Origin of the sequence: Pseudomonas sp. FP2309 (assembly GCF_030687575.1) — a bacterium.
In the GTDB taxonomy this organism is placed as follows: domain Bacteria; phylum Pseudomonadota; class Gammaproteobacteria; order Pseudomonadales; family Pseudomonadaceae; genus Aquipseudomonas.
In genome coordinates this window covers 359,646-371,983 of the sequence record NZ_CP117439.1, presented here as the reverse complement: position 1 = coordinate 371,983, position 12,338 = coordinate 359,646, and the positions used below count along the sequence as shown (strand labels likewise).

Below are 12,338 nucleotides of genomic sequence, written 5' to 3'. Positions count from 1 at the left end.
TCACGCAATCAGAGGCGCGCGGGCCACACCAGTGCGGGGATAAGGCGGATGTAGATCAACTCGGCGACCAATTCCAGCAAGGTTTGCAGGATCACCGCCGTGGCGGCCAACCCCCGCACGTCTTCGGGCAGGGCCAGCGCCAGGGGCAACACCACCAGCGAATTACGCGTCGATGCGCTGAACGTCACCGCCCGCGCCGTGAGCGCCGGTAGCCTGAACATCCATGCTGTGAGCATTCCCGCCAGCGGCGCCAAGACGATAAAGCCCAGATAGACCGGAATCACCGGCAGCAACAGGCCGATATCGCGCACCACCGAGGTCACCTGCGAGCCAATCACCACAAACAACACCGTTGCCATCGCCGGTACCGGCAGCCAGGCCCAGGCGCTGTTCCATGCATTGATCACAGAAGAGCGCCGCGCCAGGGAAGTGGTCAGCACCGCCAGCACCATCGGCACCACGATCAACCACACAAACGCCTCCACGAACGGTCCAACCGTCACCACCACCTCGGCCTGCGCGCCCAGCATGAACCCCAGGTACACCGGCAACAGCGCCAACTGCAGCAACAACAGCAGCGGTGTGGCCGCCAGCATCAATCGCGAATCGCCCTTGCCCAGGTGGGTAAACACCACCACGTAATCGATACACGGCGTCAGCAACACCAGCAACGCCCCCACCAGCAACGCCGGGCGCTCTTCCAGGCCACGGGTCAACCCCGCTACCAGCAGCGGCACCAAAATGAAGTTGGCCAGCAGCAACGCCGCCAGGAAACGCTTATTGCCCAAGCCATCACGCAGATCCAGGAAAGGGATCTGCAGGAACATGGCGTACATCAGTACCGCGATGGCGGGCGTGACCAGTGAGCCGAGAGCATGAGCCAATATGGGAGCCATCAGGCCAACGATAGCGGCCAGAAGCACAGCGACGAAGTAGAGCGGGATCTGGTGGTGTTCAAGGGCGTCGCGGGTCATGTGCAGCACTCAAGAAAATCGCAAAGGCGCCAGCCTATGCGCAAGGCGACCCAAGGTCGACCCGTGCAACCCTGGCGCCTGCGGATTTTCTGGCGAATGCGCACCAACGCCACAAGCCACCACGAAGAACCCCTTGGGATTTGCCCCGACCTGCGCTTCAATACCCCACCCAGATCCAGAACCTTAGGACGTTGAGCCCATGGCCTCGCCGAACAAGCAGCAAAAACGTGCCCAGCGGGCAAAGACCAAGGCCAAGCAAAACCGCACCCAACGTGCCGTCGCCACCAAGCCGGACGCATTCGCCGGCGATGACAGCCGCATTGATCTTGAGTCGGTGGATTTGACCGAACTGTTCGTGGAAATGCGTGAGGCCGGCGAAACCAGCCAGCAAGCGTTGTGCGCCGCATTCCTGGCCCACCCGCTGCTGGCGCTGGTGCTGGAACAGGAAGGCGAAGAAGCCGCCACCGACTTTATCCTGGCAGTGCTGATCGAATATCGGCAGTGGGCCACCGACAGCGACGATGAAGCGGCGGCGCTGGCGTGGATCGAGTCACCAGCGTTCCAGGCAGATTACGTCGCGGCGTCCCAGGCCCTCACCGACGCCCAAGACTGACGCAAAAAAAGTGGGAGGCGGCGCGTGCCCCCTCCCACATTTTTAACCGCCCTGGGTCAGTTGAGGACCGCAGCCCCTGCTCTCTGCGCCTTGCGACGGCTCGACACAATCAGCCCCGCCACCACCACCAGCAAGCTCAGCACGCCGGTCGCAAGGATCTCAACGCGGTGCGCCTCCTGGAACAGCATGATGGTCAGTGTGCCCACGATAAACACCATCACCGCGTAGGTCAGGCCAGGAAACAGCCACATTTTGAAGACGATCTTCTCGCCCGCCGCCGCGCGCTTCTGGCGCATGCGCAGTTGCGACACCGCGATCACCAGGTACACCAGCAACGCAATGGCGCCGGAGCTGGCCAGCAGAAACTCAAACACCGCCGCCGGTGCCACGTAGTTGGCAAACACCGCCAGGAACGCAGCCCCGGTGGACAGCAGCACCGCCCAATAAGGCGTACCGCTTTTATTGGTGCGCTTGGCCACGGCCGGTGCGTCACCGCGACGGCCCAGCGAGAACAGCATGCGCGACGCGGTGTACAACGCCGAGTTAAGGCAACTGGTCACAGCCACCAACACCACCAGGTCGACGATCAGCTTGGCATTCGGAATGCCCATGCGCTCCAGCACGGTCTGGTACGAACCTACGGCCGCCAGGGTCGGATCGTTCCATGGCACCAGGGACACGACGATGAAGATCGACAGCAAGTAGAACAAGCCAATCCGCCAGATCACCGAGTTAGTGGCCTTGGTGATTTGCTGGCCTGGGTTCTTCGATTCGGCCGCCGCGATGGTGACGATCTCGGTGCCCATGAACGAAAACATGGTGGTCAGAATGGCCGCCAATACGGCGCCCATGCCGTTAGGCATAAAGCCTTGGGTGTCGAACAGGTGCGACACGCCGCTGACCTGGCTGGTGGGCAGGAAGCCGAAAATCGCCGCCAGGCCAAGAATCACAAAGCCCACGATCGCCACGACTTTGATCAGCGCGAACCAAAACTCGAATTCGCCGTAGTTCTTCACACTGAACAAGTTGGTGGCGGTCAGCAACAAGGTGATGACCAAGGTAAAGGCCCAGATGGCCACATCGGGAAACCAGGCATGGAGGATGGTCGCGGCAGCGTTGGCTTCCAACGGAATTACCAATACCCAGAACCACCAGTACAACCAGCCGATGGTGAACCCGGCCCAGTGCCCGATCGCACGGTCGGCGTAGGTGGAGAACGAACCGGTGTCCGGCGATGCCACGGCCATTTCGGCCAGCATGCGCATCACCAAGACCACCAGCGTACCCGCAGCGGCATACGCCAGCAGTACGGCCGGGCCGGCGGCAGCAATCGCGTGGCCGGAGCCGACAAACAAACCGGCACCAATAACGCCGGCGATCGACAGCATGGTGACGTGACGCGGTTTGAGCCCCTGTTCGAGGTCATTGGAGCTTTGCGTACTACTCATTGACACACCTTTGCGAGGAATTGCGAAAACGGTCCGCCCGGCCTGGGTTCTGCCTCGTGAAGAGAAACCAACAGGGCGTTCTTTATTTTTTACGCAAGATTTGCGCCAAAATGTTACAAAAGCCCGGTTGACGCGGGCTGTAGAAGATTTCAAGAGTGATCGCAAGTCATTGAGAACAATGGCATTTAGCTATAGCGTTACCGTGCGACTCACATTCAAGACGAAGTTGTGCACCAAAAACGCACACACAAAGCGCGTGACGCTCCCTATAAGTGCCGATAGGTACCGTTTGCCCGTTTAATCCTTCCAACACCCGGCCAAAGCTGGCACCATCGCGCCCTTTTTTACGCGAAGCCTGCGGTTTCCCCGGTTCAAACGGTTGTTCGGTTGTTGATGGCGCGACACGCTGCTGTGCCGATGCGACACCCTGCCGCACACCGTCTGTTTACCGTCCGCAGCGCTGTTGGTGTCGTCCGGACGCTATGCTAGCTTGGCGCCTCGCCAGGAAGGCGCCCAACAGCGCAGATCGCACCGAACACAATGAGGACCGCACATGGCCCAGGCCACGCCCGCGCTTGAAATCCGCAACTTGCATAAACGCTATGGTGAGCTTGAGGTACTCAAAGGTATCTCGCTGACCGCTCGCGACGGCGATGTGATCTCGATCCTGGGTTCCTCCGGTTCCGGCAAGTCCACGTTCCTGCGCTGCATCAACCTGCTGGAAAACCCCCATCAGGGCGAGATCCTGGTGGCGGGCGAAGCCCTCAAGCTCAAGGCCGCGAAAAACGGCGAGCTGATAGCCGCCGACGGCAGGCAGATCAATCGCCTGCGCAGCGAAATCGGTTTTGTGTTTCAAAACTTTAACCTGTGGCCGCACATGAGCGTCCTCGACAACATCATCGAGGCCCCCCGCCGTGTGCTCGGCCAGAGCAAGGCCGAGGCCATAGAAGTGGCCGAAGCCCTGCTGGACAAGGTCGGCATCGCCGACAAGCGCCACGCCTATCCCGCGCAGCTGTCCGGCGGCCAGCAACAACGGGCGGCCATCGCACGCACCCTGGCGATGCAGCCCAAGGTCATCCTGTTCGATGAGCCCACTTCCGCCCTTGACCCGGAAATGGTTCAGGAAGTACTAAATGTGATCCGCGCACTGGCCGAAGAGGGCCGCACCATGCTGCTGGTCACCCACGAAATGGGCTTCGCCCGTCAGGTGTCCAGTGAGGTGGTGTTCTTGCACCAAGGCCTGATCGAAGAGCAAGGATCGCCACAGCAGGTGTTTGAAAACCCGCTTTCGGCGCGCTGCAAACAATTCATGTCCAGCAACCGCTAACGGAGCAACATGCATGCAGAACTATAAAAAATTCCTTCTGGCCGCGGCCGTCTCGATGGCGTTCAGCGCCACGGCCATGGCAGAAACCTTGAAAATGGGGATCGAAGCGGCCTACCCGCCCTTCAACAATAAAGACGCCAGCGGCAACGTTGTCGGCTTCGACAAAGACATCGGCGACGCCCTGTGCGCCAAGATGAAAGTCGAAAAATGCGAAGTGTATGTCTCCGATTGGGACGGCATCATCCCGGCCCTGAACGCCAAGAAATTCGACTTCCTGGTGTCCTCGCTGTCGATCACCGACGAGCGCAAGCAGGCCGTCGACTTCACCGACCCGTACTACTCCAACAAGCTGCAGTTCATCGCGCCTAAAGCCACCGCAGACTTCAAGACCGACGCCGGTTACCTGAAGGGCAAAGTCATCGGCGCACAGCGCGCCACGCTGGCCGGGAGCTACCTGGAAGACAAGCTGCCGGACACCGAAGCCAAGCTCTATGACACCCAGGAAAATGCCTACCTCGACCTGACGTCCGGCCGCCTGGACGGCATCCTGGCCGACAAGTACGTGCAATACGAGTGGCTCAAGAGCAAAGACGGTTCGGCCTACGAGTTCAAGGGCGACCCGGTAGTAGAAAGCGACAAGATCGGTATCGCCGTACGCAAGGGCGATCCGCTGCGCGAGCGCCTGAACAAAGCCCTGGCAGAGATCAAGGCAGACGGCACCTACAAGAAAATCAACGACAAGTACTTCCCGTTCAGCATCGAATGATCTGAGCGAAATGCCCGGCGCGCCCCCTTGGGCGCGCCGGCTTTTTGTAATGCCTGCCGCGATATGAAAACACCATGAATTTCGATCTCTACGGATTCGGCCCCGCGCTTGCCGCGGGTGCGCTGATGACCGTCAAACTGGCGCTCACGGCCCTGTGCCTGGGGCTGGTGCTGGGCCTTGCCGGTGCCTTGGCCAAGACTTCGCCGTACAAGCCGTTGCAATGGCTGGGCGGCACTTATTCGACCATCGTTCGCGGTGCGCCGGAGCTGTTGTGGGTGTTGCTGATTTACTTCGGCACCATCAACGCCATGCGCGGGCTGGGTGAGTTGTTCAATATTCCCGACCTGTCCCTGAGCGCTTTCGCCGCGGGCGTCATTGCCTTGGGGCTGTGCTTCGGCGCCTATGCCACGGAAGTGCTGCGCGGGGCGATCATCTCCATTCCCAAAGGCCACCGCGAAGCCGGTGTGGCATTGGGGCTGTCGAAATTTCGCATCTTCACCCGGCTGATCATGCCGCAGATGTGGCGCATCGCCCTGCCGGGGCTGGGCAATCTGTTCCTGATCCTGATGAAAGACACCGCACTGGTCACGGTCATCGGCCTTGAAGAAATCATGCGCCACGCGCAAATCGCCGTTACCGTCACCAAACAGCCGTTCACCTTTTATATGGTTGCCGCGCTCATTTACCTGGGCCTGACATCACTGTCGATGGTTGCCATGCACCTGCTGGAAAAACGCGCCGCCCGCGGCTTCGTGAGGACGACGTAATGGAATGGGAAGTCATCATCAAGTGGCTGCCGAAGTTTATCCAAGGTGCCACCCTCACCCTGGAGCTGGTCGGCATCGCCGTGATTCTCGGCCTGATCCTGGCCATCCCCTTGGGTATCGCGCGTTCGTCCAAGCGCTGGTACGTGCGTTCCCTGCCCTACGCCTACATCTTTTTCTTTCGCGGTACGCCGCTGCTGGTGCAGTTGTTCCTGGTCTATTACGGCCTGGCCCAATTCGACAGCATCCGCTCAAGCTTCATGTGGACCTACCTGCGCGACCCGTTCTGGTGTGCCACGGCCACCATGACGCTGCACACCGCCGCGTATATCGCCGAAATTCTGCGCGGCGCCATCCAGGCCATTCCGCCAGGTGAGATCGAAGCGGCCCGCGCACTGGGCATGTCCAAGCCCAAGACCCTGCTGTACATCATTCTGCCCCGCGCCGCGCGCATCGGGCTGCCGGCCTACAGCAACGAAGTGATCCTGATGCTCAAAGCCAGCTCGCTGGCGAGTACCGTGACCCTGCTGGAACTGACCGGCATGGCCCGCACGATCATTGCGCGCAACTACCTCACGGTAGAAATGTTCTTCACCGCCGGCGTGTTCTACCTGTTGATCTCCTACCTTCTGGTACAAGGCTTCAAACTGCTGGAACGCTGGCTGCGCGTCGATGCCTGCCAGGGACGTTGAAGCGCGTTTCCGGGCGCTGGATGCGTTCCTGATCGAGCACCAAGGGCTGTGGCGACCACGGCCCTTTACCCATCTACACCTGCCTTGGGAACGCGAGCATCCCGCGCTCGCCGGCTGGCTGCGTCAACGCTCGTTGGCCGAGGCGGAAGCCAGCCACAACAGCCCCCATGAACTGCAAGCCCCTGCGCCCTTCCCCGCGCTGGCCGCCGAAGCCCTGCGCCTGAGCGCTGTGGATAAGTTACCGACGCAGCCGCTGACACCCGCCGCGCAGCGCTTGAACGTCGACGTACCCGGGCGCAAATGGCAACAGATCGAAGCCTTCGGCGCCGCGCTGCAGTTTGCGCAAACGCCCACCCACTGGCTGGACTGGTGCGCCGGCAAGGGCCACCTTGGCCGCCGTCTGCTGCACACCGGCCAACACCTCACCTGCCTGGAATACGACCCGCGCCTGGTCGCGTCCGGCCAGGCCTTGAGCGACCACCACGGCCTGCCCGTCACCCATCGCCTGCAAGACGTGATGGCAGATGTGGCGATCAATGCCGACCACACACCGATCGCCCTGCATGCCTGCGGCGACCTGCACGTGCGCCTGCTGCAGCTGGCCAGCGCCGCCGGCTGCAAGCAATTGGCACTGGCGCCCTGCTGCTACAACCGCATCCATGCGGCCACCTACCAGGCGCTGTCCGAGACGGGCCGTGCGTCAACCTTGCAACTGTCGGTCGACGACCTTGGCCTGCCGCTGAGCGAAACCGTCACCGCAGGTAAACGCGTGCGCCTGCAACGGGACACCTCGATGGCCCGTCGCTTGGGTTTTGATCAGTTGCAGCGTCAGGTACGCGGCTGCGACGAGTACCTGCCTACGCCTTCCCTGCCCGCCGCTTGGCTGGCGAAGTCCTTCGCCGACTACTGCCGTGAGTTGGCAGACCTCAAAGGGTTATCCACAGGCGAACAGGACTGGCCTGCGCTGGAGGCACAGGGTTGGCGGCGTCTGGCCGAGGTCAGGAACCTGGAGTTGGTACGTGGTCTGTTTCGGCGCCCGCTGGAGCTTTGGCTGGTACTGGATCGGGCACTGTTCCTGGCCGAACGCGGCTATAGGGTTGAGGTCGGCAGCTTCTGCGAGATGGCCTTGACGCCGCGCAACTTGATGGTGCTTGCCGAGCGCGATTAAGGGGCAAAATTGTCGCACCCCAGCCTGTGGATAACTCTGTTGATGAATTCTTTACAGAACCCATAGCCATATGCGCTACAGACCAAAAGCCTGACTGATCATTTTTTGTTCACAAAATAAAACACACGCAAAACAGGCAGTTGCAGCGTGATGAGAACAACTCCACAAAATGGCTGTTCCGTGACTGGCCGCACCTGCCGATTGTGCATAAGCATCTGGCGTTAAGCGTATAAACCGTGCTTTACACGGTTTTTTTACGTGTGATCAATAGCCGGCAAAGCCCATTGATATCGTCCGCTGCCTGGCTTGGCGCGAGGGTATCCAGCGGGTCCGTGGCAAAGGCCAGCGCCTGGCTGATCGCCGGGTCGCGGTGCACCACCTCCAGCGGATATTTCCCCCGACGCAGCTTGAATGCATCGAGCATGTCCAGGTTGAACGCCGAATTTTCATCCAACTGATTGATCACAAAGTGACAACGGGGCGCACGCTCACGCTCAAGGTGGGGCGCCAGCAGCGCATCCAATTGGTCCAGGGTGCCGAGGCAGGCGGCATCCGGTTGAGCGACCACCAACACAATGTCGGCCACGCTCAACGCTTGATGCAGATAAACGTTGTTACCGGCCGGCGTATCGACGATCACCGTGTGGGCCTCGCTCAGCCCCAACGCCAGCAGATGCCGCACCAACCATTTGGGCTCGCGCGTGAGCCAACGCTGCAGGTTTTCCTGCTGCTGGGTGTCGGCATCGCCATACGGCAGCACTTGGCAACCTGCAAACCCCGACTGCAGGCCCGTTGCCCATGGCGCATTGAGCAGGCTGCTAAGCGCCACGCCGGGTCGCTCAGGGTCCACACCAAAGTGCCGACGCAAGGCGTTCCGGGGGTCCAGGTCCAGCGCAATCACCGACTCTCCAAGGCGCTGCAAGCCGCTGCTCAACGCAGTGGCAAGCGTGCTGCGACCCACGCCACCGTTTACGGATATCAAGGCGACCACCGTCGGACGCAGCGCGATCAAGTCATGAGTCTGGGGCAGTTCATTGACGTATGACGATGGCCCACCAAAGCGCGACCGATCTTTCCCGTTGGCGCGGGTGCCATCATCGAAAGGGACGGTGCCGAAAAAGTGCAGACGAGCTTTTTTCCCGTTGGAATCACGGGACACGCGCTTGCCGGACACGGCAAATAGGTCATCGGTGCGGCTCATGGCCGGGCTCCTTCACGACACCATTCAAAGACATGAACGTGAGCACGATAAGGCTTCACCGCAGGTCTTTTTGTAGGCGCTTGAGGGTCATCATTCTGTGACAGCCCCCGGCAAGTGTCATTATTTTGATGAATTTGCAACAACGCTTTCGGACGAGCGGAAAATAGTCAGATTTCTGACTCACGCTGAGCGCAGTTCATTGGCGGTGATTTCATCGTGCCATTGTTTTTTACCCGCTATCACCGCACCATTGCCGCACCCTCAATGCTGCACGCTCTGGTAATCGCAGTGGCGATACGCTTTAAACTCCCGCGGATTCTGTACGGCGTCGCCATCACGTTGCTGCTCGGTGGCGGCCTGCTGGGCGATTTGCTCGCCGATTGGGATTTCAGTCAGATCAGTCGCCGCGCCGAATCGCTTTACGGGCCGCTCGGCCCTGGGCGACAGCGCATCGATGCCTGGCAGCAACTGCTGTCGACCCAGAAGCAGATAAGCGAGAGCGAGCAACTCAAAGCAGTCAATTTGTTCTTCAACCGCCAGTTGCGCTACGAAGAAGACATCGACTTGTGGCACGAGATCGATTATTGGGCGACCCCCATCCAATCCCTCTGGAAAGGCGCCGGCGACTGTGAAGACTACGCCATCGCCAAATACTTCAGCCTGCGGCACTTGGGCGTGCCGGCCGAGAAGCTGCGCATAACCTACGTCAAGGCTTTGCGCCAGAACCGGGCGCATATGGTACTGACCTACTATGCAAGCCCGGAGGCCATGCCCTTGGTGCTGGACAGCCTGATGGACCCCATCCTCCCTGCCAGCCAACGTCCTGACCTGCTGCCCGTGTATGCGTTCAATGGCGAGGGGTTATGGCTTCCCGGTGCGTCGGGCAACAAAAAAGTCGGTGACACCAAGCGTCTGTCACGTTGGCAGGATGTCTTGAAAAAAATGACCGCTGAAGGGTTTCCGGCCAGTTCGGATAATTAACAGGAGCTACGATGTCACTGTTCAAACAATTGCTGATCGCTATCTGCGTGTTCCTGGTGGTCGCGTTCAGCGGTAGCTTCATCGTCAGCCTGGAAAGTTCACGTACCCAATACGTTAACCAACTGCGCTCCCACGCCCAGGACGCAGCCACCGCGTTGGCGCTGTCGCTGACTCCGAATATCGATGACCCGGCGATGACCGAACTGATGGTCAGCTCGATCTTCGACAGTGGCTACTACGCGAGCATCCGCGTGGTGGACCTGAGCAATAACCAAGTGCTGGTGGAACGCGCCGCCGAGCCGGATGCGAGCAACGTACCGGCCTGGTTCGTAAAAATGATCGGCCTGGCGCCAGCCGGTGGCGATGCCATTGTCAGCCGTGGCTGGCAACAGGCGGCACGGGTCGAGGTGGTCAGCCACCCGATGTTTGCCCTGGCCAAGCTGTGGCAGAGCGCGCTCGGCAGCCTGGGCTGGCTGCTGGTCTGCGGTGCCGTGAGCGCGGTATTGGGCGCCCTGTTGCTGCGCCGTCAGCTCAAGCCGCTGGACTATATGGTGGAGCAGTCGCACGCCATTGCTCGTCGCGAGTTCCTGAGCTTGCCCGACCTGCCCCGCACCCCTGAATTGCGCCGGGTGGTACAGGCCATGAACCAGATGGTGGAGAAGCTCAAGGCGCTGTTCCATGAGCAGACCGAGCGCAGCGAGAAGCTGCGTGTGGAGTCCTATCAGGACAGCCTGACCGGCCTGGCCAACCGTCGTTATTTCGAAATGCAGCTGCAATCGCGGGTCAGTAATCTGGAGGAGCACAGTTCAGGCTACCTGTTGATGCTGCGCGTCAACGACTTGGCCGGTCTCAACCAACGCCTTGGTGGCCAGCGTACCGACCAACTGCTGCAAGCCGTCAGCCAGCAACTGGTGCGCACCTGCGCCAAATACCCCGAAACCCAAAACCTGATCACCCGCAGCCGTGGCGGCGAGTTCGCGGTGCTTGCCCCCGGCCTGGTGCGTGACGAAGCCCTGCAACTGGCCCAGGCCCTGGAAAGCACCCTGCAAAGCCTGCACGAAACCGGGGCGACCGACATGTCGACCGTGGCCTACATCGGGCTGGCGCCGTACAACCCCGGCGATGCCTCGGCCGACCTGCTGATGCTCGCTGACCAGGCATTGGCCCAGGCTGAAGCCAGCGGCGGTCAAACCTGGGTGTGCCTGGACCACCAGACCGCAGGCACGGTCAGCGACGATCCACACAGTTGGCACACCTTGCTCGACGACGCCCTGAAGCAAGGCCGCTTCCGCTTGTTTTTCCAACCGGTGGTCAGTAGCGGCGACACGCAGCAGGTGCTGCATTACAAGGTGCTGTCACGCCTGCTCGACAGCCAGGACCAGACCATCGCGGCGGGGCGCTTCCTGCCCTGGCTGGAACGCTTCGGCTGGACCGCGCGGCTCGACCAACTGATGCTCGACCTGGTGATCAAACACCTTACCGGGCACGATCAATCGGTAGCGTTGAACCTCTCGGCCGCCACCTTGAACGACCCGCAGGCCCTGGAGCGCATATTCGAGCGTCTGGCCCAACACCCGGCGCTGGGGCCGCGCCTGATCCTGGAGATCGGCGAAGAACAAGTGCCCGAGCAAACCCAGCTGGAGCGCCTCACCCGGCGTATGCGCAGCCTGGGCTACAGCCTGGGCCTGCAACGTTTTGGCGGGCGCTTCAGCATGATCGGCAACCTGGCGAACCTGGGCCTGGCTTACCTGAAGGTCGACGGCAGCTACATCCGTGCCATTGATCAGGAAAGCCACAAGCGCTTTTTCATCGAAGCGATCCAGCGTGCCGCCCACAGCATCGATTTGCCGTTGATTGCCGAGCGCGTGGAAACCGAGGGTGAGTTGCGGGTGATCCGCGAGATGGGTATCGAAGGGGTGCAAGGCCAACTGGTCGGTGAACCAGCGCCCTGGAAGTGAAGCGTTGAATGCTCGTGCCTCCTTGACGGTCTCGCCGTGAAGGAGGTGCGCCGCGTCAGATCAGACCGGTTTCATCGTCATTGATCAGTTCGCTCAACCCGCCCAACGCCGCCCGGGCGTGGGTACGCTCCAGAAACTTGGTCTGTGCCGCCGGTGGCAAGTCAGTGATGCTCATCACGTTTTTGGTGATCAACACCTGGATCAAGTCATCGAGCACTCGAATCATCTCAAGGTCACTGCTCTTGAGCTGCTTGAGGCTGGTTTCGATCTCGTCATCGGCAAACCACGCCTGAATCTCATGGTGGTCAGCCGGTAGCGTCTCGGTGGCGCCATCGAAGGCCTGCGCCTCCACGCGGACCAAAGCGTTGTGTTGATCGCGTTGCACGTAGAACATCAGCCTTCTCCCAATAAAAAATCCCTGCAGGCGCCGCACACGGCTCCTGCAG

Annotated in this window: 12 protein-coding genes; 8 read left to right on the top strand and 4 right to left on the bottom strand. The window is 60.7% G+C overall.

The window, feature by feature from the left end; all coding sequences use genetic code 11:
- Positions 1–8: 8 nt before the first annotated feature.
- The gene (locus PSH59_RS01605) at positions 9–974 is read right to left on the bottom strand and encodes an arsenic resistance protein (protein WP_248076971.1); all 966 of its coding nucleotides are present in this window, start codon (positions 972–974) and stop codon (positions 9–11) included.
- Between the two features lie 199 nt (positions 975–1,173).
- On the opposite strand from PSH59_RS01605, the gene PSH59_RS01600 reads away from it, so the two are divergent.
- Entirely contained in the window at positions 1,174–1,587 is a 414-nt protein-coding gene (locus PSH59_RS01600) for a hypothetical protein (RefSeq protein WP_305394143.1), read from the top strand.
- A 56-nt stretch (positions 1,588–1,643) separates the two neighbouring features.
- Here the strand turns inward: PSH59_RS01600 and gabP are convergent, their stop codons facing one another.
- Positions 1,644–3,035 (bottom strand): GABA permease, encoded by a 1,392-nt coding sequence (gene gabP, locus PSH59_RS01595; RefSeq protein ID WP_248076964.1) that lies wholly within the window; start codon positions 3,033–3,035, stop codon positions 1,644–1,646.
- 553 nt (positions 3,036–3,588) lie between these two features.
- Here gabP and PSH59_RS01590 point away from each other — a divergent pair.
- The 5 genes from PSH59_RS01590 (at position 3,589) to PSH59_RS01570 (ending at position 7,752) form a co-directional block, all read left to right on the top strand.
- A complete protein-coding gene (locus PSH59_RS01590) occupies positions 3,589–4,362 on the top strand; it encodes an ABC transporter ATP-binding protein (protein WP_248076962.1) in 774 nt (257 codons plus the stop codon).
- A 13-nt stretch (positions 4,363–4,375) separates the two neighbouring features.
- Positions 4,376–5,128, top strand: a complete 753-nt coding sequence (locus tag PSH59_RS01585; protein WP_017529568.1) for an ABC transporter substrate-binding protein — start codon at positions 4,376–4,378, stop codon at positions 5,126–5,128.
- Positions 5,129–5,202: 74 nt separating this feature from the next.
- The gene (locus PSH59_RS01580) at positions 5,203–5,895 is read left to right on the top strand and encodes an ABC transporter permease (protein ID WP_305394142.1); all 693 of its coding nucleotides are present in this window, start codon (positions 5,203–5,205) and stop codon (positions 5,893–5,895) included.
- Entirely contained in the window at positions 5,895–6,584 is a 690-nt protein-coding gene (locus tag PSH59_RS01575; protein WP_305394141.1) for an ABC transporter permease, read from the top strand. Before PSH59_RS01580 ends, PSH59_RS01575 begins: the two co-directional genes overlap by 1 nt.
- Positions 6,565–7,752: a methyltransferase gene (locus PSH59_RS01570; protein ID WP_305394140.1), complete on the top strand. Its 1,188-nt coding sequence runs from the start codon at positions 6,565–6,567 to the stop codon at positions 7,750–7,752. The genes PSH59_RS01575 and PSH59_RS01570 overlap by 20 nt, the downstream gene beginning before the upstream one ends.
- Positions 7,753–7,993: 241 nt before the next feature.
- Here the strand turns inward: PSH59_RS01570 and bcsQ are convergent, their stop codons facing one another.
- The gene (gene bcsQ / locus PSH59_RS01565; RefSeq protein ID WP_248076953.1) at positions 7,994–8,953 is read right to left on the bottom strand and encodes a cellulose biosynthesis protein BcsQ; all 960 of its coding nucleotides are present in this window, start codon (positions 8,951–8,953) and stop codon (positions 7,994–7,996) included.
- 264 nt (positions 8,954–9,217) lie between these two features.
- Here bcsQ and lapG point away from each other — a divergent pair, with 264 nt between their 5' ends.
- Positions 9,218–9,934: a cysteine protease LapG gene (gene lapG, locus PSH59_RS01560; protein ID WP_305395261.1), complete on the top strand. Its 717-nt coding sequence runs from the start codon at positions 9,218–9,220 to the stop codon at positions 9,932–9,934.
- Positions 9,935–9,945: 11 nt separating this feature from the next.
- Positions 9,946–11,892: a cyclic di-GMP receptor LapD gene (gene lapD / locus PSH59_RS01555; RefSeq protein ID WP_305394139.1), complete on the top strand. Its 1,947-nt coding sequence runs from the start codon at positions 9,946–9,948 to the stop codon at positions 11,890–11,892.
- A gap of 55 nt (positions 11,893–11,947) precedes the next feature.
- Here the strand turns inward: lapD and PSH59_RS01550 are convergent, their stop codons facing one another.
- A complete protein-coding gene (locus PSH59_RS01550) occupies positions 11,948–12,286 on the bottom strand; it encodes a tryptophan synthase subunit beta (RefSeq protein ID WP_248076947.1) in 339 nt (112 codons plus the stop codon).
- Positions 12,287–12,338: the final 52 nt, after the last annotated feature.